Origin of the sequence: Pseudoselenomonas ruminantium (assembly GCF_900104055.1) — a bacterium.
GTDB classification, from domain to species: Bacteria; Bacillota; Negativicutes; order Selenomonadales; family Selenomonadaceae; genus Selenomonas_A; species Selenomonas_A ruminantium_C.
Map to the genome: position 1 here is coordinate 1 of NZ_FNJQ01000010.1, position 23,478 is coordinate 23,478.

The window sequence follows — 23,478 nt, forward strand, 5'->3', positions numbered from 1 at the left end:
TATAGCCATAGAACACCTGCAAATTAAGAACATGATGAGAAACCACAAGTTAGCTCGTGCTATATCAGACGTAAGCTGGTCTGAGTTCTTCCGTCAGCTTGAATACAAGGCAGAATTGCATGGCTCTGAAATCTTGAAGGTAGATACATTCTACCCGTCAAGCCAGACCTGTTCAAAATGCGGATACCAGAACAAGGAAACTAAGAATCTTGGTATCAGGGATTGGACTTGCCCTGCATGTGGTTCACATCATGACCGAGATGCCAATGCAGCAATAAATATACTGCGAAAGGCAATAGAACAAAAACAGGTTGCTTAACATAAATTAGTACCGTGGGACACACGGGAATTTAAGCTTGGGGAGAACGTGTAAGTCAGTCTGGCTACGGTCAAACCGCAGTGTTCAGCGAACCAAGAATCCCCTGCGTTTACGCATGGGGAGTGTCAAGACTTCGTGGGGGCTATGGTGGGCAGAAAAAATAAAATGACCGGCAGTTCTTATGAACTGCCGGTTTTTCCATGCAGAAAACACAAAAAAGCCACGGAGTGGGATTGACTCCGTGGCCTTCTAGGGAAGGGATGATAAAAAATTTGAGAAATGGGAAGCAAGAAGGGTGGGATTATTCCTTCTTGTTTAGGGAATCAATAGGATCAACCGCTTGGGGGATTGTCCAAGCATTTCCTATCGACAAACATATAATAGCAAAGTTTTATGAAAAAAATATGTAACTGTGGTTACAAAAGGATTAAAATTTGATTTTTTTTCGGGGAAAATAATTTTCTTTAACAACTATTTCCTCTGTGTTACAATAGATGAGAGAAGCGAGGTGTTGACTATGAAAAACTGTAAGATAAAACATTTTCTGCTGGCAGGGCTTTTGGCTGGAGGGGCTGTACTGGCACCGATGAAACCGGTGCAGGCTGTGGATGCCTGGTCGGCGGCGGCGCAGGCCTTGGGCGTGTTTGCGGCTTACAAGTCCAGCTTGAGCGGGCTGCTCGCTTTGGGCAATAACGTCAATGCACAGGTGCAGAGCCGCCTGCAGGATGTACGAAAAAACGGATTGGATCCCAATGCCAATGATGTGGCCGTGGTGGACAGCGTGATGAATCAGCTGGTATCGCAGGGGGATTATGTGCTGCGCACGAATTCCCTGCCTTTTGTCTGGGCGGTGACGGACAGCAAGGATTTCAATGCGGCCTGCTATCCGACGAATTACATCAGTATCAATCGGGCATTGGTGCGGGGGCTCAATCTTGATCCGGATGAACTGGCGGCAGTGTTTGCCCATGAGATGACGCATGGGTTGGAACAGCACAGTGCCAAGAACTACGCCAAGGCCGTGGCACAGGCTATGGGCATGAGCATGATCAATATGGATACGAATTCCATGGACTGGGGCAAGCTCAATGGCCTGGTGAATTATTCCATTGCCAAGAATGTTACCTTGCCCACGGAGCTTGACGCGGATGCGGGCGGTTTTTATCTGATGACCAGTGCGGGCTTCAATCCTGGAGGCGGGGCGGCAGCTATGGCACGCATGGGCTATTATCTGACCTATGAGACGCAGAATTTCCTGGAGTATCAGGACCCCAATCCCAAGAAGCAGGAACGGGAGTCATACAGTGATCATCCGGAAACCCGTCAGCGGGAGGATAAGCTCTCCCAGATGATGACGGATTACAGTTGCGGTCATGTGAGGGTGGCGAACCGTAAGGATGTTCTTATTGATGGGGAAAAGCTGCTGGAAGTGGAATGGACCGGTGACGATTACGATAACACGGCGGAGAATGCCTATTATGTGGCTGGGGGACTAGCCAAGGCTTTCCATGATTACGATAATATCAATGGCTGGAATTTCCGCCGGGATGCTCATGGCAGGCTGACCTGTCTGGCCGATGTGCGCGTCAATCAGAGATTGCAGGAATTTTTGGAGCTGCGGAGTGCAGGGGAAAAGCTGCAGGAGCTGGTGCAGAAGGCCTATGCCGCTGAGCAGGGCACAGGGGCGAGAAAGAACATGCGGGCTGCAGAGTTGAAGCGGGCACAGGCGCGTTATGAACTGCGGGAAAATATTTTGAACGCCGATGCTAAGACGGTTAAAAAAATGCGGGAAAATGCCGATACCTATAATGACTATGGTCTGGGCGATAAGGCCAACTTCCAGATGCAGCGGGTATTTGCCAGCAGGAAAATCGATGATCTGGCAGAAAGTCAGGCCATCAGTGCGCGGGCCAAAGCTGTGAGTGGCGATTTTGCCGGAGCCCTGCAGGAAGCGGATCAGGCGGTAGCCACGAATGGCAAGAATATCTATACCTATCTGAATCGTGCGGATATCTACCATATGCAGGGGGACACGGACAAAGCACTGTCCGATCTGCAGCGGGCTAAGGAAGTAGATAAGAAGAATATCATTTCCTACCTGCTGGCCGGACAGATCTATGATGAATTGGGCAATGCGGAGAAGGCCAAAGAGAATTTTGCGGAAATGTATCGGCTGAAGCCGGAGTCCTGGAAGCGCATCCCCGTGGACTATCTCAAAGATATTGCGCCCAAGGAATACAATAATTTAATGAAGGAAAAAGCCGAGGCAAAGGCGAAATTTGCAAAGGAGTGGAAAAAGCAGAAAAAAGAAAAAAGTTAAAAATCAGGCATAAAATTGGGCAAAATCGTAAAAAGATGTAAACTTTTTTCCACTAAGCCCTTGCGGTAAGTGAATATGCTTGTTAAAATGTAAGGTACGAAATTTTGTGACCGGAAATGATGCGGGCGGCTTGAGCCCGCTATGTAAGGCATATATAGGAGGACAAAAGATGATTAGAGAGCATCGCAGCCGTGCGAAACTCGAAGCTTATTACGAAAAATTTGCCCAGGAAGGTATACTGGATCCGAACGTTCATCCTTGGGTGGCAGAGTCCTGGCAGGCCAGTGAGAAATTCGGCGTGGGCAAGGAAAAGATGGCGATCAAGCACCTGATTTCCAAGGAAGAATTCCATGCTTTGCAGGAAAAGCATGCGGATGCAATCGAATATCTGAGTGACCTGTCTGATGGCATCAAGGAGTTTTTCCAGGAGTACAACCTGAGCCTCCTATTGATCGATGCAGACTGCACAGTGCTCAAGAGTTATTCCCTGCCGTTCTATCAGATGACGCCGGGCGAAATCGAAGGTGCCAATGTGGGCATCGATCAGGTGGGCACTTCCTCCATCAGCGTGGCTTTGGAGCACAAGGCACCGTTCTGGATGTTCGGCCCGGAGATGTGGGTGAAGGAATGTCAGCTGGGCGACGCCTGCTCGGCACCGGTAATCGTAGCTGGTGAGCTGACCTACATCATCACGCTGGTGTCCATGGAACAGGTGGCCATGCCGCAGGATGCCGTCATCTCGCTGCTCTTCACCATGCGCAAGGCATTGGAGCGTCACCTGAGTGAAGCCATCCGCATCAAAGCCGATGAGGCAATTCTCGATGCTACGCCGTTTGCGGTCTATCATGTGCTGCCCGGCGGTGAAGTGGCCTATGCCAACCGCCTCGGTCATACCCGTCTGGAAGGCATCGGAGCCAAGCGCGAAGCGGGCACGCGCCGCAGCGCTTCCAACCTCAACGATGTGATCATGAACTATCAGCATACGCCAATCTACAAAGGCTTCCGGGGAATCCCTTCCTATAATAAGGAGGTAACCTGGATCACGCCGGCCAAGACCTATGAGGATATCACGACGGTGGTGCCACTGGAGCGTGACGAAGATCAGGCTGTGCAGAGTGTGGTCGTTGTGTCCATGCCGATTGAGGATCTGCGCACTCTGGTTGCCCATGCCGCTGGCTATACGGCCAAATACAGCTTGGGCTCCATGGTGGGCGAGGGCACGACCTTTGCCAGCGTGCGGCATAAGGAAGAGCGCACGGCCAAGAACAAGCATCATGTACTGATTCAGGGCGAAGCCGGTACGGGCAAGCAGCGTATGGCCCATGGCATCCATCAGGCCAGCGGCCGGGCAGCCGGTCCGCTGATCACCCTGCGCTGCGGCGATACGACGCCGGAACTTCTCGAGCAGGAACTCTTCGGTGTCGTGCTCAATTCCGAGGTCAGCCATCAGGGCCGTCTGGAACTGGCTTCCGGCGGTACGCTGTTCCTCGATGAGATTGAAAAGATGCCGAAGAATATCGCCAAGACACTGGCCGAAGCCCTGAAGACAGGCAAGGCCTGCCGTGTCGGCGAGCAGGTGGAGCGCAGCATTGATGTGCGCATCATTGCTGCCTGTGACAGCGATCTGAAACGCCTGACAGAGCGCGATCTTTTTGACCGCGATCTCTATGAGGCACTGTCCAAGAGCGTGATCCGTGTGCCGGCTCTACGCAGCCGCAGGGAGGATATCCCGAAACTGGCAGCCCATATCATCAGTGAACTGGCAGAGCAGCATCAGATGCAGATTAAAAAGATCCTGCCGGAAACGGAAGAGGTGCTGAAGAATTACGACTGGCCGGGCAATATCAAGCAGTTGCAGAGCGTGCTGGAGTATGCCTTCTTCAACACGACGGAAGATGTGATCAACCCCAATGACATCAGCCTGATGGGCGATGTGAAGCCGGATAACAAATGGAAGGAAGACCGGGAAGTGTTCGTGAAGGCCTGGCAGGCAGCGGGGGGCAATGTCAGCCGGCTGGCCAACCTCTTGAATGTCAGCCGCGTAACCCTCTATCGTTATCTGAAGAAGTATGGATTGGATAAGAAGTAAGGAAACAGGAAAGTAAGGAGAAAAGCAAGTGCGTTTACGGAGAAAACCCTGGGTGGATGAAGCCATCCATGAATTTGATGACTTTGTGGTGAGCAAGGAGCAGGAAATCGGTGAGGAAAGAAAGGGCCATTGGAGTGAGATCTTTGGCCGCAAGGCTCCGCTGCATGTGGAGCTGGGCACGGGCAAGGGCGATTTCATCACCCAGCTGGCAGAGCGCAATCCCGATATCAACTATATCGGCATCGAGGCGCAGCAGGATGTGCTTTATTCTGCTGCCAAGAAGGTCGCGGAAAAGGAACTTAAGAATGTGCGCCTGCTGGTCTTTGATATCAACAATATTGAAAATATCTTTGGTGAGGGTGAAGTTGACCGCTTCTACGTGAACTTCTGCGATCCCTGGCCGAAGAAGCGTCATGCGAAACGCCGGCTGACGCATGTGGGCTTTTTGGAAAAGTATCGCCGTCTGCTCAAGAAACCCGGTGAACTGCATTTCAAAACGGATAATCGTCCGCTCTTTGATTTTTCTCTGGAGCAGTTCGAGGAAGCCGGTCTCAAGGTGCAGGATGTGTCCTTTGACCTTCATGCGGAAAACCGCCCGGACAATATCATGACGGAGTATGAACGGAAGTTCAGTGGCTTCGGCGAAAAAATCAACCGCTGCGAGGTAATCTTCGCATAAGCACCAATACAAGGAGGCTTTTTCGTGCGGATTCGGAAGAAGTTATGGAATAACGATGCCGAGCCCATTCTCGTCATCATGGTGGTGCTGATGGTTCTCGGCACCATCAATGTCTTCAGTTCCAGCTTTGTACTAGGCACCACGGATTACAATGATCCTTATCATTTCCTGACGCGCCATCTGATGGTTATGGTGGGCGGCGTCATATTGTTCTTTGCCTTTCGGAAAATCAACTACCGGCGCTGGCAATCCCTGCGCGGCCTGATGTTCTGGGTGATCCTGGGCACATTCCTGGCGCTGGTGGGGGTGCTGATTCCTTCTATCGGTACGGAAGTGAATGGTGCCCGGCGCTGGCTCTTTGGTGTCCAGCCGGCGGAATTGGCCAAGCTGATATCGCTGATGCTGGCCTCATCCACGCTGGTGGCGCGGATAAAGAGAGGTAAGGCGGATTCCTTGTGGAACGTCATAAATCCCCAGTATGGTCTTATCCTGTTGATGGCTATTCTCATCGAGTTGGAGCCGGATATGGGGACGGCGGCTATTGTTCTGGGCGTTCCCCTGATCATGGCCGTGGTGGCGGGAATGTCGCCTAAGTATGTGCTTGGCCTGTTGGGCGCAGTCGTTATGATCGTGGTGGCGGCGGTCAATATCCAGCCCTATCGCATGGCCCGTCTGAAAGTCTGGTTTGATCCCTGGGCTGATGCGCAGGGCATGGGGTATCAGACGGTGCAGTCTCTGTCCACCATTGGTTCCGGTGGTTTTTGGGGCATGGGGCTGGGAGAAGGCGTCAGCAAATACGCCTATCTGCCCGAAGCCCACACGGACTTTGCTTTCGCGATTTTCAGCCAGGAACATGGCTATATGGGAAACCTGCTGGTGTTCCTGCTGCTGACCATGCTGGTGCTGTTCTGCGTGCGCATTGCCAACCGGGCGCCGGATGAATACGGCCAGATACTGGCGATGGGCATTATGGTGCTGATTGCTGGCCAGGCCGTGGCCAATATTATGATGGTAGGCGGCATCCTGCCCGTAGTCGGCGTGCCGCTGCCCTTTATCAGTTACGGCGGTTCGTCGCTGATGGTCACGATGATGGCCATGGGGATGCTCATGAATATCTGTGACCATGGGAAAGATCGGAAGAAAGATACACCTGAGGAAAAAACGCAGGCGGCAAAGCCGAAATTGCGTTTAGTGAAATAAAAAATCGCCAGAGCCTGGTGCTCTGGCGATTTTTGTCTTCATTATTTCTTTTCTTTGCGTTCTTTGGCGCGTTTTTTGGCGGCTTCTTCCTTGGCCTTGACCTTATCGTCGATTTTCTTGGCCTGCTGATACTTGGCGTAATCGACGCCCATGCTGGCCAGCTTGTGTTTGATTGCCATCATGGGATGGGACAGGAACATGCGCTTCTGGGTGCCGTTCATGATGGTCATGAATTCCTGGGCCTGTTTGGCACCAAAGCACATAGCAGCGCGGTCACAGCGGTCACAGATGGGTTTCGTGATGCCGTAGGGGCAGCGGTTCATCTTGGTCATGACCGTCGCGAGCAGGGCTGTGCATTTTGGGCAGAGTTTGTCGCCTTTCGTATCGTGATGACCATGGCAGTAGATGCCGAAGGTCTTTTTGATGTTTTCCTTTTCTTTGGGAATATTGTTTTTGATCTCTACCGGCTTACGCTTGGGCAGAAAACGCGAAAAAATGCTCATTTCGTATCACCTTTCGATTAATGGATATATAATACACCATTCTATTTTAATGGTATTTTAAGAGAAAAGCAAGGGCGCAGGCAATGAACTCTTGACCTGTAGCTGTTTTTTAGTATAATTTAAAGTGTAGGATTGTATAATAAGGAATTAGAGGGTGGAGACAATAGAATTCATTAAAGCTCATAGTAAGCTCATTACAAATATATTGGTTGTACTCTTGGTGGTGGCAGCAATTTTCACCAAACTGCAGGAGAATGGTATGGATGCGCTGTTCAAGCCGACGGACTTATATATCCTGGCTGGCGGCCTTTTAGGTCTGCTGGTGATCCGTTATTTCAGCAAGCGCAAAAAATAATTTCTCGTAGATCCCAAGGTACAGCGGCGTCAAGGAGGCCAATATGGCAGACCAGCATAGCGGGAGCCTCCCCCCCGAATTGGGCGGGCTGCAGGCACAGTCCCTGAAGAAGATATTAAACAATACGATCAGCACTATTGAAAGCAATAAATCACAGATATTTGAAATCTACGAGACGGCCCGTTCAGAGGTTGAGAGCAGCCGCAAACTGCTGGCGGATTTAAAAGAGCAGGCACGGCAGACCATTGAACGGGTGGACGAGCTGGCGAAAAAGGAACAGCAGGAAAAGCAGAAACTGGTCAAAGTCAGCAGCAATTTTCAGGATTACTCCGAAGAAAAGGTGCGGGAAAGCTATGAAGCGGTAAAGAACGTGCAGGTTTCTTTGGGGGTAGAACGGGAGAAGGAAGCGAACCTGCGGGCGCAGCGTGATAAGCTGGAGGTTCGTCTGCGCAATCTGCAGACCATGCTGGCGCAGGCTGAACATCTGGCGTTGGCCGTGGGTTCGGTACTTTCCTATCTCAGCACGCAGGTCAATGGCGTTATCTGGAAAATCGAGGCGGTACAGAAGGAAAAATTCATCGGGGCTCGGATCATCAAGGCACAGGAAGAGGAGCGCTACCGCATTTCACGGGAAATGCATGATGGTCCGGCACAAGATCTGGCTAACCTGATATTCCAGGCATCAATTGCGGAAAAACTGGTGGATTATGATCCGGACGAAGCCAAGCGTACCCTGCAGGAACTGCGGCAGCAGATGCGGGATTGTCTGGGCAGTGTGCGGGAAGTCATCTTTGATATGCGTCCTATGGCCTTGGATGACTTGGGCTTGGTGGCGGCACTCAATCAGCTGATTGGGCGTATGGCCTCCCGGGGAATTTTGGCAATTGATTTTTCCGTGGATGGCACGGTGTATGAATTGCCCAAACACGTAGAAATTGCCATTTTCCGTATTGTCCAGGAAGCACTCAACAATATCAAACATCATGCGGAAACAGAGGCAGCCAGGGTGCGCCTGTTATTTTCGCCGGTGGCAGTGTCAGTCTTGATCGAGGATAACGGCAAGGGTTTTGATCCCGAGGCCAGGGCGGAAGTGACGGACGAAGAGGATGGTGAGCCTGCCGCAGAGGATGCGGCAGGAGTGCATCATCACTTTGGCCTGATGGGAATGCGGGAGCGCGCCAAGATCATTGGTGCAGAGCTGGCCATAACTTCGGCGGTTGGCGAGGGAACCCGGGTGCATTTGCGGGTGCCGAATCGTGAGTCGCAGCAGAATACCAAAGATGTAAAGGTGGTTAATACGCCCAATAAGAAGGGCAGAGGTAAATGACAGAGTTGAAGGATCAATTGCGAGCGCCGGTGGCGGAGGCTATGAAAGCCTACGCGGGAGACGGCGCTCTCGCTTTTCATACGCCGGGGCATAAGCAGGGGCTGGGCGCACATAAGCTCCTGCAGGAACTGATTACCCCGTTGGGCTTGCAGGAGGAAGTTTCCCTGATGGAGGAACTCGATGACCTCCACGAGCCCACCATGTGCATAAAAGAAGCCCAGGACCTTGCGGCAGAGCTCTATGGAGCCGATGCCGCTTATTTCATGATAAATGGCACGAGTGGGGCCATCCATGCGATGATCATGGGTACGCTGCAGCCCGGTGATACGGTGCTCGTGCCGAGAAATGCCCATCGTTCCATGATTGGCGGGCTGATACTTACGGGCGTAAGCCCCGTCTTTATCCAGCCCCGCATTGATCAGAAATTGGGCATTCCCATGGGGCTGGAATATGAGGATATCGTGGCGGCGGCCGAGGCGCATCCCGAGGCCAAAGCGCTGATTTTGGTCTATCCCACCTATTATGGCGTGACCATTGATTTGCGCAAGGTCGCAGATTTCGTTCATAGCCGCAATATGCTGTTATTGGTGGATGAAGCGCATGGCCCGCATCTGAAATTCAGCAGCCGGCTTCCCCTGCAGGCTCTCGACGCCGGGGCGGATATGGCGGCGCAGAGTACGCATAAGATATTGGGTTCGATGACGCAGACTTCCATATTACTGGCGCGGAAAGGCCGCGTGGACCTGGAGCGCGTGCGCTCTGCGGCAAGCCTGCTGCAGTCCACAAGCCCCAATCAGCTTCTATTGGCTTCCCTCGATATCGCCCGTCTGCAGATGGCAGAACAGGGCGAAGAACTGGTGGGACGGGCCGTGGAGCTGGCCGAAAAATTGCGTCAGGCCGTCAACGGGATTCCGGGGCTATGGAGCTTTGGGGCAGATGATTTGCCGGACAGCGAAGGCCTCGACCTGACCAAGGTCACGGTCAGTGTCCGCGGGCTGGGCATTACGGGCGTGCAGGCGGAGTCCATCCTGCGCCACGAGTACAAGATACAATGTGAGCTGTCCGATGCCTATAATCTGCTGTTTATCATCTCCTATGCTGATACGGAAGCACAGGCAGCGATCCTGGTCAAGGCATTGCAGGGCTTGGCGGCAAAATTCGCCGGGGCGAAGGAACTGACACTGCCAGTAGAGGTGCCGCCGGTTCCGGCAGGAGGCATTAGCCCGCGGGAAGCCTTCTTTGCGGGACGGGAGACGGTGGATTTTGAGGATGCGGAAGGCTTGACAGCCGCGGAACAGATCATGTTCTATCCGCCGGGTATTCCCATTCTGGCACCGGGCGACCGCATTGAACCGGAGTCACTTTTCTATATACGAACCATGCAGCGGCTGGGACTTAAAGTCGTAGGCCCTGCCGATACAACACTGGCAACCATCCAGATCGTGAGGGAGAACTGATGAAAGGCAAACTGATTATAATCGAAGCCGGGGACGGCAGTGGCAAGGCCACCCAGACCAAGGCGCTGTATGACCATCTGAAGGCGGACGGACATCGGGTACATCGTATTGAGTTCCCGGATTATGCTGATGATTCCTCAGCACTCGTGCGCATGTATCTGGGCGGGGCGTTTGGCGATAAGGCCGCGGATGTCAATGCTTATGCAGCATCGACGTTCTTTGCCGTTGACCGTTTTGCCTCCTATCAGCGCAAATGGCGCGATTACTATGAAGCCGGGGATATCATCCTAGCGGACCGCTATACCACGAGCAATATGGTGCATCAGGCGGTCAAGCTTACGGATAAGGCAGAACGCGAAGCCTTTTTGGACTGGCTTTGGGACTTTGAATTCGGCAAGATGGGACTGCCAGTGCCCGACAAGGTGATTTTCCTCGATATGGCACCGGAGGTGGCCGATAAGCTGATTGCCGCCCGCGCCGAGGAAACCGCCACGAAGAAGGACATCCATGAGCGGGATACGGACTATCTGCACCGCTGCCATGCGGCTTATCTGGAGCTGGCGGCCAAGTATGAATGGGATAAAGTTATCTGCAACGAGGGGGAATATCCCCGCAGCATCGAAGCTATCCACACGGATGTATATGCGATTGTGGAAGCATTGTTGAAGAAGTAAGGAGTTACCATGATAAAGGAAGTTCTGGTGGTAGAAGGCAAGATGGACGTTGTGGCCATCGACAAGGCCGTAGAGGCCGACTGCATCATCACCGAAGGATTCAATCTGAAAAAACAGGCCCTCAAGAACATCGAGCAGGCCTATAAGAAACGCGGCATCATCATCCTGACCGATCCGGATTCGGCCGGGGAGCGGATTCGCTCTTATCTGACCAAACGGTTCCCGAATGCCAAGCATGCCTTTGTGCCCGTGGAAGATGCCACAGACAATGACGATATCGGCATTGAACAGGCCAAGCCGGATGCCATCCGCAAGGCTTTGGAAAAAGTCCGTACGATGGACTGGGAGCCAACCAACAATTTCAGTGGGGCAGACCTTATTATCAATGACCTGTCTGGGGCGAGTACCGCCGCCAGCCGTCGGGCTAAACTGGGTGCGAAGTTAGGTCTGGGCTTTGCCAATGCCAAGACTTTTTTGAAGCGTCTCAATCATTATGGTGTGACGCGGGAAGAATTTGCGCGGGCTGTAGCCGAATTGAATGCAGAAGAAGCGGAGGATGCGAAATGAGTGAAAAAGCGATACAGCCGAAGATTGCCAACCGGGAAGTGACCATGCATATCCTGAAGGCCTTCGGCCTGCGCATGAGCAAGAAACTGGGCCAGAACTTCCTGATCGATGCCAGCATCGTGCAGGGCATTGTGGATGCAGCCGAGATTGAAGAAGGCGATAGAGTACTGGAAATCGGCCCGGGTATCGGCACGCTGACGCAGGGCCTGGCTGAAGCTGGTGCCGATGTGACGGCGGTGGAACTCGATAAGAAACTGCCCGCAGTGCTGGCTGAAACCCTCAAAGGCTATGATAATGTCCGCATCGTGCCCGGGGATATCCTCAAGGTCAATATCCCCGAAATCATGGGCGATGCGCCCTTCAAGGTGGCAGCAAACCTGCCCTACTATATCACGACGCCGATTCTGATGGCTCTTCTGGAACGCCATCTGCCCATCACCCATATGGTGACCATGGTGCAGAAGGAAGTCGCCCTGCGCATGGTGGCAAAACCTGGCGGCAAGGATTACGGTGCCCTGTCGGTGGCCGTGCAGTATTACACGGAGCCGGAAATTGTGCTGGATGTACCGCCGAGAAGCTTTATTCCGGCTCCGGAAGTGGACAGCGTCGTTATCGCCTGCAAGGTGCGGGAGACGCCTGCTGTTGAAGTAGTGGATGAAAAGATGTTCTTCCGCGTGGTCAAAGCTGCCTTCGGCCAGCGCCGCAAGACGCTCGCCAATGCCCTGAAAGGCGGCGGCCTGCCCAAAGAACAGGTTCGCGATGCTATGGAACGAGCCGGAATAGATCCAACTCGTCGAGGAGAAACGCTGACGTTGGCAGAATTCGGTGAATTGGCCGATGCGTTCAGTGCGATGGCACAGTAAGATATCGTTACATCTGAATACAGAGAACGCCCGTGGGGTGATGATTGTTTTCTTTCGCTATAGACAAAGCTGGCGAGGCAGACGAAAATCATTGGCCCGCGGGCGTTTTAGCATGTTGAGACAAATGAAGCAGGACTTTAAGGAGGGATAGCGAATTATATACATTATAATGTCTGCGGCAAGCGGATTTTAGGGAAAACAACCAGTTTCCGATTGTGACAATACGTTGCTGGATATTGTTTATGTTTTTGATTTTGGAGGATGTTGAGAAGAATGGATTTGTTCAATACGAAGAAAAAGAGTATTATTGCCATGTTATCGGTCTGTGCGTTGGCACCGATTCTGCCAGCATATACGCCGCTGCCTGTCGTACCACAGATAGCAGAAGCAGCATCGGAACAGGCAAAGGGTATCGATTATCTGGTTCTGGTCAATAAAAACCATAAACTTCCGGATGACTATGAGGCGAATGTTCCGCTGGTAATTGCAAAAAATTCCATGGGGCGTGAGTTCCAGATTGAGCGGGATACCTATGCACATTTTGTAGAGCTTCGTGATGAATTGTTGAAACAGGGCATACAGATTGAACTGGATTCCATTTATCGGAGTGTTGCCCGGCAACAGGAAATTGTCAAGGAATTCACCGAAAAATACGGGGCAGATTATGTCCGGCAGTATGTAGCCGTTCCTGGCTATTCCGAGCACCATACGGGATTGGCAGTGGATATTTGCCTGGTGGTGGACGGCAAGGTGATTGATGATAACGACGAGATGATTGCACAGAAGGAAATCTTTGCCAAAATCCATCCGTTGCTTGCGAAACATGGTTTTATCCTACGCTATATGCCGGGAAAAGAGAATATCACCGGTTATAGCTATGAACCTTGGCATTTTCGTTATGTGGGGCAGGAGATTGCCCAGGAAATCAGCAGTAAGGGGCTGACACTGGAAGAATATCTGAACGCGAAGAAATCGTCCGCAGATTCGCTGGCCATAAAAGATGAAAGAGCTACAGCAGATTATTGGGTGAAGAAAAACCAAAAAGGTGATACGGAGTGCCTGACACAGGCGGAGATTGTTGCCGCCAATCAGGAGATGCGTACAAAATCTGTGAGTCTGACAGATCTTGAGCATTACCCCAAAACGGTGGATGGTACCGTATTGAAAGAGATGATTTTGGATGCGCAGCAGGATTTCCGTGAAGAAGCTGAGCCGGGGGAACATTATGACAAAGGCGGCAAGCTGATCAGGCAAGCGGATTACGACCTGGACAAGGATAACTGTAATCTGGATAAGATTCCGGTCAGGACGGATATCCGCTATGGTGTGATTACCCAACGTTCGGATATGAGGCTGCTGCCAACTGCAAAATATTACTTCGATGATGCATCCTTCCAGCATTACGATGACCTGCAGGGGACAGCTATAGATCCCTGTGAGCCTGTACTGGTGATGCATGAAAGCAGGGACAGGCAGTTTGCCTTTGTTGTAGGACGGTATTACAAAGGCTGGGTGAATCGGAAAGACATTGGTTTCGCCGATAAGTCAACCTGGAAAAAATATGTTTCGCCTAAGAATTTCCTCGTCGTCGTAGATCATAAGAAAAAGGTTCATGTGAATGGCAGTCGGGACGTTCTTTTCCAGATGGGAAGCATCATTCCGTTGAAATCTTCTGCAGCCCGGGGCAGCGCTTATAAGGCAATACTTCCTGTTTCTGTGAATGGCCGGCTGTCGGAGGTGACAGTCCCGATAAAGAAGGATGATACGGTAAATCCGGGCTATCTTCCCTGCACGCCCAATAATTTCGTACGTCAGTCCCTGAAGTTCCGGGGGGACGTCTACGGTTGGGGTGGCATGGAGGAAAGTGTTGACTGCTCTGCATTCGTCCAGGATGTTTACCGCTCCATGGGAATCCTGCTTCCGCGTGATGCCGATCAGCAGGAATTGGCGATGAATAATTCGGTATCTTTGGCTGGGCTGGCTACTGCTGATCGTTATGGCAAAGTAGGGGAAGCACCGGTGGGAGCACTCCTTTTCAAGCCTGGTCATGTGATGCTTTATCTGGGACGTGATGCGCAGGGCACGCCATTGGTTATCCATTCTGCCAGCAGCTATTTCACCTTTGCGGGTGGGAAGGCAAGTAAGCATTACATACGTCAGGTGCTGGTTTCCGATCTATCCTACCAAAATGGTAAGGGGATCAAGACCATCGATGGCATGACTTCCATCGGATCAATAGCAAGAAGAAATCCTTGAACCGGAAGGGTTGGTGATAGTTCCCTCGCTATAGACAATTTTGTCAGAGACTTGGGGAATGTCATCAGCTCTCTTTGTTTTTAAGCGGTTGTTTTCTGTTTTATCTTGTGCTAAAATGGCATTGAGGTAGGTTTAAAGGAGTTCTATTCGGTCAGTGGCATGCAGGCTGATCATGCATCGGAGCAGGAGATCACAGTAGAATAAAATATGCTTGAGGGACTGTGGATTGGCAGTATGCTGGTTCACAGTCTTTTTCTATGATAACTTGCAAAAAATGCTTAATTCCTCTTGCTACTATGCAAAAAATGTTATACAATTAAGGTCGTGTATTATATGGAAAATATTAGCTAATCATAGCAGAAAGCAGGTAGCGTATGGCTGAATCAATCTGGTCCATCCTGCCGCCAATCATCACCATTGTACTGGCTTTGTGGACAAAGGAAGTCTACATGTCCCTGATCATCGGCATCTTCTCGGGTGCCATGCTCTTTACCGGGGGCAACTTCCTGGAATCTACCTTGACCATGTTCAAGGTTATGGCGGACAAGGTGGGCGGCAACGTCAACATCTTGGTATTTTTGGTAATCTTAGGCATCCTGGTCGCGGCAATCACCCGCAGCGGTGCGACGAGCGCCTATGGTGAGTGGGCGGCGCGGACCATCAAGGGACGCCGTCAGGCTTCTTTGATCACGGCGCTCTTAGGCCTCGTGATCTTCATCGATGACTATTTTAACTGCCTGACCGTTGGTACGGTCATGCGTCCGGTGACGGATAAGTTCCGGATTTCCCGGGCGAAGCTGGCTTATATCATCGATGCCATGGCTGCACCTATCTGTATCATCGCACCGGTGTCGAGCTGGGCGGCCGCCGTGGGCTCGTCCCTGCCGGAAGGCTCGGATATCGATGGGTTCGGACTCTTTATCCAGACGATTCCGTTCAATCTCTATGCGTGGCTGACGCTCGTGTTCCTGTTCTTCATCATCTGGACGGGCAAGGATTTCGGCCCGATGGCCCATGATGTGCAGCGCAGCAACAAGAATTTTGAGATTCCGAAGGAATACCAGGGCAATGGTGAGGTCCATAAGGATGAGCAGGGCAATGGCAAGATCATCGACCTGATCCTGCCGCTCCTGGTGCTGATTGCGGCCTGTGTCTATGGCATGCTCTATACTGGCGGTATCCATGAGGGCAAGACGATCGCAAACGCCTTTGCGGATTGTGATTCTTCCAAGTCTCTGGTGCTGGGTTCCTTCATTGCTTTTGTGTTTACCGGCCTTCTGTACCTGCCACGCAAGGTCATCTCTTTCAATGCCTTCTGCGACAGTTTCGGCTGGGGCTTCAAGGCCATGACGCCGGCTATCTTCATCCTGTGCCTGGCCTGGACGCTCTCCGGTATCTGCAGTGACAAATACCTGAACCTGGGCGGTTTCGTCGGCGGCATCGTCAGTGCCAATGCGGCCCTCATCATGCTGCTGCCGCCAATCTTCTTCCTCGTGGCCATCGGCCTGGCATTCGCTACCGGTACGAGCTGGGGGACCTTCGGTATCCTGATCCCGATTGCCGTAGCAGTTGTAGGCGGCGATCCGCAGATGCTGACCATCTGCGTGGCGGCTATTCTTTCCGGTGCCGTAGGCGGCGACCATGCTTCGCCGATTTCCGATACGACGATCCTGGCATCGGCGGGCGCACAGTGTGACCATCTTGACCATGTGAGCACTCAGCTGCCCTATGTCATGACCGTGGCAGGCTGTTCGTTGGCTGGCTATGTGGTGGACGGTTTGACCGGCAATGGCTGGTTGGGCCTGGGCACAGCGCTTGTCTGCCTGTGCATTGCCATGGCGGTGATTTCGTCCAAGGTGAAATCTCTGGATCAATAAAGTTTTTGCAAACCAGCTGCCTGCGGGCGGCTGGCTTTTTCTTTGCCTTGTCAAAAGCGGTCAATTGCGTTATACTAGCATTTGTTTGCAAAATTAGATTTTCAGGAGTTGAGGGCGTTGAAAATTGCCTTTTTTGATTCCGGCATGGGGGGGCTGTCTGTTCTCCATCATGCCATGAAGGTTCTGCCCCATGAGCAGTTTGTGTTCTATGCTGATGAAGACCATGTGCCCTATGGCACGAAATCCACAGCAGAAGTGCAGAAGTTTGTGGGCGAGGCCTTTGACTTCTTATTGAAACAGGATGTGAAGGCCATCGTGGTGGCCTGCAATACGGCAACCTCCGTGGCCGTGGCTGAGATGCGCCGCCGCTATGACATGCCCATCATCGGCATGGAGCCGGCGGCGAAAAAGGCGCTGGACCTGGATGGTACGCATCGGGTGCTCGTGACGGCTACGCCCATTACCGTCAAGGGGCGCAAGATGGAATTGCTGATTGAGAAAGTCGATAAGGACCATCTCGTGGATCGGTTAGCCCTGCCGGAGCTTGTGACCTTTGCCGAGCGGCAGGAATTCAATTCCCCGGCAGTGACGGATTACCTTCGGGAGCAGCTGGCTCCCTTTGACCTGAAGGAGTATTCTTCGCTGGTTTTGGGCTGCACCCATTTCAACTATTTCAAGGACACGCTGCGGACACTGCTGCCGGAAAATGTTGCCTTTGTAGACGGCAATGAAGGCACGGTCAATGAACTGATCCGCCGTCTGAAGGAACGCAACCTGTTGGAGAACAATCCTCAGCAGGTGGAGTATTTCTACTCGGGCCGCAAGGTCACGGATCTGATGGAGTTAGAGCGCTTGCAGAAATGCCTGGGCCGGCTCGAAAAGATGTACCGAATTTAACTTGACTTTGCAGTGCTTTTGTTCTAGTCTATACAATGTGCCTAAAGTGTTAAGGGGGACGCAATATGCCAGTAAATATCGAACATCATGTAAATTTCTATGACACCGATGCCATGGCCGTGGTACACCATGCCAATTATATCCGTTGGTTTGAAATTGGCCGTGTGGCGTACCTTAGGGAGATTGGCATCACGCTGACGGAAATGATGGACGATGGCTATGTGTTCCCCATTACGGATATCAGTGCCAAATACGTTTCGCCGGGCAAGTTCGATGACAACCTCATCATTGAGACCACGGCCACGGCACTGACTAAAGCGAAGATGTGCTTCAAATACCGCATCCTGCGCAAGGAGACGGGGGAAGTGCTGGTGACGGGCAAGTCCCAGAACGTCTACACCAGCAAAGAGACGGGTCATATCGCCCGCCTGTCGGAAAAGTATTATACGCGTCTGCAGGCAGCTATGGAAAAGGAAAAGGCTGTTGCAGAGGCGCAGAATAAAGCAAAATAAGCAGGGATTCTAGGGAGGAATTATTGTGGAATTTTTAACCATAGTGTTATTGGTCATCCTGATTTTGATCTGTGTGACCAGACTCTTTTTGGCTTATCTGGGTACGGAGGACATCCGCGTGGATGCCAGCGCTCCGGTTGAGCTCGAAAGCAAGGACGAAAACAGCCTCGTGCTGGTAAAGAAGCTGCGCTTCTATAATGAAGGCAAACAGTGTGCCACCATTATGGATGCTATCTGCCGCAGCCAGCTGCCCTATGAGCAGTATGACGGCATTGAAGTGTGCCCCAAGGCTGAACGCGAAGGCGAAGTCCGTGAGGACGATTACTTCGAGGCCGTAATCATCCAGAAGAAGGGTTACAAGGGCGGTTTGGACAGCCTGAACCTCTTTGCGAAAATCAAGCTGACGCCGCGCAAGGGCATGAGCCTGGAGGAAGCACTGTCCCATATGGTTGACCTGCCGGTTGACTTCATCTGGCAGGAGACGGGCCGCGCTGTGCAGCATTACAACAAGCTGCGTATCGAGATTACGGCAGATGAGATTGCAAAACTGGCTGGCGTAACGCTGGTCAAGGACTAAGGAGGCACTGACATGCAAGACGAAATGAAACTTATTCCGGTGCCGACGCGCATCCTGACGGAAAAAGACGATATTGTGGATGCCATTGAGCATTACACGAAAGATAAGATCGGTGAGAACGACCTGCTCTGCTGCGCAGAGTCCGTAGTTGCCATCACTCAGGGCCGCTTTGTGCGCCCGGAGGATTTGAAGATCTCCAAGCTGGCCAAGTTCTGCTGCCGCTTTATCCCGGACTACGGCTCTCTGGCTTCGCCGCATGGCATGCAGTCTCTGATGGACGTGGAAGGCAAATGGCGTGTAGCCTTTGCCCTGCTGGCCGGTTCCGTGGCTAAGCTCTTTGGCAAATCTGGTATGTTCTATGTCTGGGGCGGCAAGGAAACTGCTATGATCGATGACGTCACGGGTACGATGCCGCCGTTTGACAAATGCATTGTCTACGGACCGGGTGAACCGTATGAAGTCGTGAAGCGCATCAAGGAACGTCTGGGCTGCTTTGGCGCCATGATTGCCGACGTAAATGACCTTAAGCGCAGCCGCGTGGTGGGCATCACCGAGGGCACGGACGGCGAGATCGCCCGCAAGCTCCTGATTGATAACCCCTTCGGCAACGCTTCTCAGAAGACGCCAATCTGCATTATCAAGAATTACAAGCAGTATCAGGAAAGCAAATAAGTGGTGATAAAAGCCTCCCCACAGGGGAGGCTTTTAAAAAAGGAGTGATTGCATGGAGCGTTTCAGACACCGCGCTGCGGACGCTTTGCGACCCTATAAGATCCACCGCAAGTTCCAGAAGTATCCGGCCGGTTCGGTACTGATTGAGATGGGCAATACCAAGGTCATCTGTGCCGCTACCGTGGAAGAGCGGGTGCCGTTCTTCCTCAAGGGGACAGGCGAGGGCTGGATTACGGCGGAGTATTCCCTGCTGCCCAGCGCTACAGGCACGCGCACCCAGCGGGAAGCCGTCAAGGGCAAGCAGACCGGGCGTACTCAGGAAATTGAGCGCCTGATTGGCCGTTCCCTACGCTCCGTGGTGGACACCAAGGCCTTGGGCGAGCGCACCATCATGATTGACTGCGATGTGATCCAGGCCGATGGCGGCACGCGCACAGCGGCTATTACCGGTGCCTTTGTGGCTTTGGTGGAAGCCTGTGCGAGCTTCTATCAGAAGGGGAATATCTTTCCTGTCAAGGATTTTTTGGCGGCTATCAGCGTGGGCATCAACAAGGAGGATGAGCCAATCCTTGATCTATGTTATGAGGAAGATTCTACGGCCATGGTGGATATGAATGTGGTGATGACGGGCTTTGGCAAGTTCGTCGAGGTGCAGGGCACCGGCGAGGGCCGGCCCTTTGACCATCAGGAGCTCACGCGGCTGCTCGCATTAGGGGAGAAGGGCTGCCGCGAGTTGATTTCCTATCAGAAGGATGTTTTAGGCGGTCAGCTGGTCTGGCTGGTAGGCCGCGAAGGTTGATATTAGGGGAGTTATTTTATGAAGAAGATTGTCATTGCCACGAAGAATGCGGGCAAAGTTCGGGAAATGAAAGACGCTTTTGCGCATCTGCCCGTGGAAGTGGTGGCTCTGTCGGAGTTTGGGGATTTGCCCAATGCCATTGAGGATGGGGGAACCTTTGCGGATAATGCCGCCATCAAGGCCCGCTTCTATATGGAAAAGACGGGGTGTGCCTGTCTGGCCGATGATTCCGGTTTGGAAGTCGCGGTGCTCGGGGGCCGTCCGGGGGTGTATTCCTCCCGTTTTGCCGGCTATAACGCCGAGGACTGGGCCAACAATCAGAAGATGCTCGAAGAACTCTGCATTGCCGATGTGGAAGAATCGCCGGCCGATTATCGCTGCTCCCTGTGCTTTATCGATACGGATGGCACTATCCTGCGGGCCGATGGCCGCTGTGATGGCGTCGTGCGCAAGATTCCCCGGGGCAAGAACGGCTTTGGTTATGATCCCTATTTCTATACCAATGAGTATGCAGGCCGTACCATGGCGGAACTGACCTTTGAGGAGAAGGACCGCATCAGCCATCGCGGCCGTGCCCTGCGCAAGCTCACGCAGCAGCTGGAGGAACATCTGGCATGAGGGTAGGTATTCTGAGCGACAGCCATGGCGATTACCGTTATATCGATCAGGCTTTGGCGCATAAGGAAGCCCAGGATGTGGAAGTCTGGCTGTTTGCTGGGGATATTGCCATGGATGCCGATTACCTGGCCATGGTGACAGATAAAGAAGTCATCAAAGTGGCGGGCAATAACGACTGGCCTGGCGGCCGCCTGCCGGATTATGAGACGGCGGATATTGCTGGTCATACCATTTTCCTGACGCACGGCCATCTCTTTGGCGTGGGCTTTGGCCTTCATAATCTGGCACAGGCTGCCGTCGATGTGGGGGCAGATATTGCCGTCTATGGCCACACCCATATAGCGGTGGATACATTGCTGGATGATGTACGGATCTTGAATCCCGGCAGTATATCCCGTCCACGGGATGCGCGCAATGGTTCATTCATGGTGATGAATCTGGAAGTAGATAAATCCCCTCGTGTAAAACTGTTAAGGATATAATTATTATCTATTGTATAATAATTATCAAATAGAAAAAATCTATAAATTTTTTAAAAAAAGTCCTGCTTTTAGCAGGATTTTTTTTGCGAATATCTAATATAAATATTGATGTGATAGTAATCACGCGAAGAGGTAACTAAGATGCAGAAAAGTGAATTGGATTCACTATTTTCGCGGTTTGCGGGCATCATACGAATGCTTGAAAATCAATAGGAAATGTGTTATTATGTGCCTGCTGATGTGTGATAAAGTGTATTTATGGGAGGGATTACTTTGCGAGAAATCGACGCAAAACAAATCACGGAAACCGTAGCACAGATGTGCAAAGAAGCGGCCTATTACCTTCCGGATGACGTCTACAACGCCATGAAGAAGGCGCGGGAGACGGAAACTTCTCCGGTAGGTCAGAATGTCCTCGACCAGATTATCCGCAATGCGGAAATCGCTAAGGCTGAAGATCGTCCTTACTGCCAGGATACTGGCATGACGATTGTCTTCCTTGAAGTTGGCCAGGACCTGCACATTACGGGCGGCCTGTTGGAAGATGCAGTCAATGCCGGCATTTCCAAGGGCTATACCGAAGGCTACTTGCGTAAGTCCGTGGTCGGCGAGCCGCTGTTCAATCGTGTGAATACCAAGGATAACACGCCGGGCGTCATCTACACGAAAATCGTAGCAGGTGACAAGCTCAAGATTACCGTGGCACCGAAGGGCTTTGGTTCCGAGAACAAATCCGGTGTCAAGATGCTGGTACCGGCTGATGGTGTGGAAGGCGTGAAGAAAGCGGTTATGGACATTATCCTCCATGCCAGTATGAACCCCTGCCCGCCGATGGTTATCGGTGTTGGTATCGGCGGTACCATGGACAGAGCTGCCCTCCTTTCCAAACTGGCTCTGACGCGTTCCGTTGACGAACGTAATCCGATGCCGGAATACGCCAAACTGGAAGGCGAACTCCTCGAACTCATCAATCAGACGGGTATCGGCCCCCAGCTGGGCGGCAATACCTCGGCACTGGCTGTAAACGTAGAGTGGGGCCCCACTCATATCGCAGGCCTGCCGGTTGCAGTAACCATTTGCTGCCATGCTATGCGCCATAAACAGCGTGTACTTTGATTTGAGACGGGAGGAAATATAAATGGCTGAACAGATTCGGATTCAGACTCCGTTTACGGAGGAAATGAGCCGCAAGCTCAAAGCAGGCGATGCGGTACTTATCTCTGGCGAAATCATCGCCGCTCGTGACGCTGCCCACAAGGCAATGACGGAAGCTCTTGCCCGCGGCGAGAAACTGCCCGTTGACTGGCAGAATCAGATGGTTTACTACCTGGGACCGACGCCGGCAAAACCGGGCGATCCCATCGGTTCCTGCGGCCCGACGACTTCCGGTCGTATGGATGCTTACACCCCGACCATGCTCGAACAGGGCATCAAGGGTATGATTGGCAAAGGCTCCCGCTCTAAGGAAGTGGTGGAATCCATGAAGAAGAACGGCGTGACCTATTTCGCCGCTGTTGGCGGTGCTGCAGCCCTGATTGCCAAATCCGTCAAGAAATACGAAGTCCTCGCATACCCGGAGCTCGGCCCTGAGGCCGTAGCTCGTCTCACCGTAGAGGATTTCCCGGCTATCGTCGTCATCGACTGCGAGGGCAACAACCTTTACGAAACGAATCAGGCTAAGTATCGTACGCTGAAAGGCTACTGATAAAGGTATAGTGGAACAAGGCGGGCACGAGATCTTGCCCGCTATTCCAGGAATTATTTTAGGAGGTATAGAATGTTTCACACAACTTTTTACGTGCGTCGTCTGCATTCACTAGTGGGCCTCTTGGCGCTGGGCATGGTTCTCTTTGAACACATCTTCACCAACTCCATGGCTCTGGGCGGCGCTCCTGCACTCAACGGAGCCCTGGCAATGATGGAGCTCATTCCGCATCCGATCTTCCTCGGACTGGAAATTGGCGCTATTGCAACGCCGCTGCTCTTCCATGCCATCTATGGTATCTACATCTGCCTGCAGGCTAAGAACAATCCGGGCCGTTATGGCTATGTCCGCAACTGGCAGTTCGCTCTGCAGCGCTGGACGGCATGGTTCCTGGTAGTATTCCTGGTTTGGCACGTATTCTATCTGCGTATCCTGACCAAGGGCATTGCCGGTGTTCCCATTTCCTATGAACTCCTGCAGAACTACTTCGTAGCAAATCCTGCCTATGCTCTTCTCTACATCATCGGTATGTTTGCTGCCATCTTCCATTTCTGCAATGGTATCACGACCTTCTGCATGACCTGGGGTATCGCTAAAGGCCCCCGCGTCCAGAATGTGGTAAGTGCACTGAGCATGGGCCTCTGCGCTGTGCTGTGCCTCGTGACGCTGGCATTTATGGGCAGCTACTTTGTGATGTAATTGCCTTTGTGTATGGCAAAGTAAAGGAGAA

At 52.3% G+C, this 23,478-nt stretch carries 24 protein-coding genes; 23 read left to right on the forward strand and 1 reads right to left on the reverse strand.

Annotated features, from left to right (window positions below; all coding sequences use genetic code 11):
• The 5 genes from BLQ59_RS05755 to BLQ59_RS05775 form a co-directional block, all read left to right on the forward strand.
• On the forward strand, nucleotides 1-319 hold a 319-nt coding region (locus tag BLQ59_RS05755; protein ID WP_143005300.1), incomplete at its 5' end, for an RNA-guided endonuclease TnpB family protein.
• Nucleotides 320-836: 517 nt separating this feature from the next.
• Nucleotides 837-2,639 (forward strand): M48 family metallopeptidase, encoded by a 1,803-nt coding sequence (locus tag BLQ59_RS05760; RefSeq protein ID WP_074571953.1) that lies wholly within the window; start codon nucleotides 837-839, stop codon nucleotides 2,637-2,639.
• A gap of 169 nt (nucleotides 2,640-2,808) precedes the next feature.
• Nucleotides 2,809-4,728, forward strand: coding sequence for a sigma 54-interacting transcriptional regulator (locus BLQ59_RS05765; protein WP_074571954.1), 1,920 nt, complete (start codon nucleotides 2,809-2,811; stop codon nucleotides 4,726-4,728).
• Between the two features lie 28 nt (nucleotides 4,729-4,756).
• Entirely contained in the window at nucleotides 4,757-5,407 is a 651-nt protein-coding gene (trmB, locus tag BLQ59_RS05770) for a tRNA (guanosine(46)-N7)-methyltransferase TrmB (RefSeq protein ID WP_074571955.1), read from the forward strand.
• A gap of 24 nt (nucleotides 5,408-5,431) precedes the next feature.
• The gene (locus tag BLQ59_RS05775) at nucleotides 5,432-6,607 is read left to right on the forward strand and encodes an FtsW/RodA/SpoVE family cell cycle protein (protein ID WP_074571956.1); all 1,176 of its coding nucleotides are present in this window, start codon (nucleotides 5,432-5,434) and stop codon (nucleotides 6,605-6,607) included.
• Nucleotides 6,608-6,648: 41 nt separating this feature from the next.
• Here the strand turns inward: BLQ59_RS05775 and BLQ59_RS05780 are convergent, their stop codons facing one another.
• Entirely contained in the window at nucleotides 6,649-7,110 is a 462-nt protein-coding gene (locus BLQ59_RS05780; protein ID WP_014423648.1) for a nitrous oxide-stimulated promoter family protein, read from the reverse strand.
• A gap of 154 nt (nucleotides 7,111-7,264) precedes the next feature.
• Here BLQ59_RS05780 and BLQ59_RS05785 point away from each other — a divergent pair, with 154 nt between their 5' ends.
• The 18 genes from BLQ59_RS05785 to BLQ59_RS05875 all read left to right on the forward strand — a co-directional run bounded on the left by BLQ59_RS05785 (nucleotide 7,265) and on the right by BLQ59_RS05875 (nucleotide 23,447).
• Complete coding sequence (locus BLQ59_RS05785) at nucleotides 7,265-7,465, forward strand: hypothetical protein (RefSeq protein ID WP_074571957.1); 201 nt, start codon at nucleotides 7,265-7,267, stop codon at nucleotides 7,463-7,465.
• Nucleotides 7,466-7,508: 43 nt separating this feature from the next.
• Nucleotides 7,509-8,792: a sensor histidine kinase gene (locus BLQ59_RS05790; protein WP_074571958.1), complete on the forward strand. Its 1,284-nt coding sequence runs from the start codon at nucleotides 7,509-7,511 to the stop codon at nucleotides 8,790-8,792.
• Entirely contained in the window at nucleotides 8,789-10,249 is a 1,461-nt protein-coding gene (locus BLQ59_RS05795; protein WP_074571959.1) for an aminotransferase class I/II-fold pyridoxal phosphate-dependent enzyme, read from the forward strand. Before BLQ59_RS05790 ends, BLQ59_RS05795 begins: the two co-directional genes overlap by 4 nt.
• A complete protein-coding gene (locus BLQ59_RS05800; protein ID WP_256324619.1) occupies nucleotides 10,246-10,923 on the forward strand; it encodes a dTMP kinase in 678 nt (225 codons plus the stop codon). Before BLQ59_RS05795 ends, BLQ59_RS05800 begins: the two co-directional genes overlap by 4 nt.
• Nucleotides 10,924-10,932: 9 nt before the next feature.
• Nucleotides 10,933-11,490, forward strand: a complete 558-nt coding sequence (gene rnmV / locus BLQ59_RS05805; RefSeq protein WP_074571961.1) for a ribonuclease M5 — start codon at nucleotides 10,933-10,935, stop codon at nucleotides 11,488-11,490.
• Nucleotides 11,487-12,353 (forward strand): 16S rRNA (adenine(1518)-N(6)/adenine(1519)-N(6))-dimethyltransferase RsmA, encoded by an 867-nt coding sequence (rsmA, locus tag BLQ59_RS05810; RefSeq protein WP_074571962.1) that lies wholly within the window; start codon nucleotides 11,487-11,489, stop codon nucleotides 12,351-12,353. The genes rnmV and rsmA overlap by 4 nt, the downstream gene beginning before the upstream one ends.
• Nucleotides 12,354-12,626: 273 nt before the next feature.
• Complete coding sequence (locus tag BLQ59_RS15575; RefSeq protein WP_256324615.1) at nucleotides 12,627-14,609, forward strand: D-alanyl-D-alanine carboxypeptidase family protein; 1,983 nt, start codon at nucleotides 12,627-12,629, stop codon at nucleotides 14,607-14,609.
• Between the two features lie 374 nt (nucleotides 14,610-14,983).
• Entirely contained in the window at nucleotides 14,984-16,486 is a 1,503-nt protein-coding gene (locus BLQ59_RS05825) for a Na+/H+ antiporter NhaC family protein (protein WP_074571963.1), read from the forward strand.
• A 117-nt stretch (nucleotides 16,487-16,603) separates the two neighbouring features.
• Nucleotides 16,604-17,383 carry a glutamate racemase gene (gene murI, locus BLQ59_RS05830; protein ID WP_074571964.1) on the forward strand — a complete coding sequence of 260 codons (780 nt, stop codon included), beginning with the start codon at nucleotides 16,604-16,606 and terminating at the stop codon, nucleotides 17,381-17,383.
• Nucleotides 17,384-17,448: 65 nt separating this feature from the next.
• A complete protein-coding gene (locus BLQ59_RS05835; protein ID WP_074571965.1) occupies nucleotides 17,449-17,895 on the forward strand; it encodes an acyl-CoA thioesterase in 447 nt (148 codons plus the stop codon).
• Nucleotides 17,896-17,920: 25 nt separating this feature from the next.
• On the forward strand, nucleotides 17,921-18,472 hold the full coding sequence (locus BLQ59_RS05840; RefSeq protein ID WP_074571966.1) for a hypothetical protein: 552 nt from the start codon (nucleotides 17,921-17,923) through the stop codon (nucleotides 18,470-18,472).
• Between the two features lie 12 nt (nucleotides 18,473-18,484).
• Nucleotides 18,485-19,144 (forward strand): coenzyme F420-0:L-glutamate ligase, encoded by a 660-nt coding sequence (locus tag BLQ59_RS05845; RefSeq protein ID WP_074571967.1) that lies wholly within the window; start codon nucleotides 18,485-18,487, stop codon nucleotides 19,142-19,144.
• 52 nt (nucleotides 19,145-19,196) lie between these two features.
• Complete coding sequence (rph, locus tag BLQ59_RS05850; protein ID WP_074571968.1) at nucleotides 19,197-19,943, forward strand: ribonuclease PH; 747 nt, start codon at nucleotides 19,197-19,199, stop codon at nucleotides 19,941-19,943.
• A gap of 18 nt (nucleotides 19,944-19,961) precedes the next feature.
• Complete coding sequence (gene rdgB, locus BLQ59_RS05855) at nucleotides 19,962-20,561, forward strand: RdgB/HAM1 family non-canonical purine NTP pyrophosphatase (RefSeq protein WP_074571969.1); 600 nt, start codon at nucleotides 19,962-19,964, stop codon at nucleotides 20,559-20,561.
• Nucleotides 20,558-21,043: a metallophosphoesterase family protein gene (locus tag BLQ59_RS05860; RefSeq protein WP_074571970.1), complete on the forward strand. Its 486-nt coding sequence runs from the start codon at nucleotides 20,558-20,560 to the stop codon at nucleotides 21,041-21,043. The genes rdgB and BLQ59_RS05860 overlap by 4 nt, the downstream gene beginning before the upstream one ends.
• Before the next feature lie 273 nt (nucleotides 21,044-21,316).
• Nucleotides 21,317-22,159, forward strand: coding sequence for a fumarate hydratase (locus tag BLQ59_RS05865; RefSeq protein ID WP_074571971.1), 843 nt, complete (start codon nucleotides 21,317-21,319; stop codon nucleotides 22,157-22,159).
• A gap of 22 nt (nucleotides 22,160-22,181) precedes the next feature.
• Complete coding sequence (locus BLQ59_RS05870; RefSeq protein ID WP_014423664.1) at nucleotides 22,182-22,748, forward strand: Fe-S-containing hydro-lyase; 567 nt, start codon at nucleotides 22,182-22,184, stop codon at nucleotides 22,746-22,748.
• A gap of 72 nt (nucleotides 22,749-22,820) precedes the next feature.
• Nucleotides 22,821-23,447 (forward strand): succinate dehydrogenase/fumarate reductase transmembrane subunit, encoded by a 627-nt coding sequence (locus BLQ59_RS05875; protein WP_014423665.1) that lies wholly within the window; start codon nucleotides 22,821-22,823, stop codon nucleotides 23,445-23,447.
• Nucleotides 23,448-23,478: the final 31 nt, after the last annotated feature.

Coding starts and splice junctions, on each gene's coding strand:
- BLQ59_RS05795 (WP_074571959.1), top strand. CDS start 8,789: ATGACAGAGTTGAAGGATCAATTGCGAGCGCCGGTGGCGGAGGCTATG.
- BLQ59_RS05780 (WP_014423648.1), bottom strand. CDS start 7,110: ATGAGCATTTTTTCGCGTTTTCTGCCCAAGCGTAAGCCGGTAGAGATC.
- BLQ59_RS15575 (WP_256324615.1), top strand. CDS start 12,627: ATGGATTTGTTCAATACGAAGAAAAAGAGTATTATTGCCATGTTATCG.
- rph (WP_074571968.1), top strand. CDS start 19,197: ATGGAGCGTTTCAGACACCGCGCTGCGGACGCTTTGCGACCCTATAAG.
- rnmV (WP_074571961.1), top strand. CDS start 10,933: ATGATAAAGGAAGTTCTGGTGGTAGAAGGCAAGATGGACGTTGTGGCC.
- BLQ59_RS05860 (WP_074571970.1), top strand. CDS start 20,558: ATGAGGGTAGGTATTCTGAGCGACAGCCATGGCGATTACCGTTATATC.
- BLQ59_RS05875 (WP_014423665.1), top strand. CDS start 22,821: ATGTTTCACACAACTTTTTACGTGCGTCGTCTGCATTCACTAGTGGGC.
- BLQ59_RS05825 (WP_074571963.1), top strand. CDS start 14,984: ATGGCTGAATCAATCTGGTCCATCCTGCCGCCAATCATCACCATTGTA.
- BLQ59_RS05765 (WP_074571954.1), top strand. CDS start 2,809: ATGATTAGAGAGCATCGCAGCCGTGCGAAACTCGAAGCTTATTACGAA.
- BLQ59_RS05870 (WP_014423664.1), top strand. CDS start 22,182: ATGGCTGAACAGATTCGGATTCAGACTCCGTTTACGGAGGAAATGAGC.
- BLQ59_RS05835 (WP_074571965.1), top strand. CDS start 17,449: ATGCCAGTAAATATCGAACATCATGTAAATTTCTATGACACCGATGCC.
- rdgB (WP_074571969.1), top strand. CDS start 19,962: ATGAAGAAGATTGTCATTGCCACGAAGAATGCGGGCAAAGTTCGGGAA.
- BLQ59_RS05760 (WP_074571953.1), top strand. CDS start 837: ATGAAAAACTGTAAGATAAAACATTTTCTGCTGGCAGGGCTTTTGGCT.
- BLQ59_RS05790 (WP_074571958.1), top strand. CDS start 7,509: ATGGCAGACCAGCATAGCGGGAGCCTCCCCCCCGAATTGGGCGGGCTG.
- rsmA (WP_074571962.1), top strand. CDS start 11,487: ATGAGTGAAAAAGCGATACAGCCGAAGATTGCCAACCGGGAAGTGACC.
- BLQ59_RS05845 (WP_074571967.1), top strand. CDS start 18,485: ATGCAAGACGAAATGAAACTTATTCCGGTGCCGACGCGCATCCTGACG.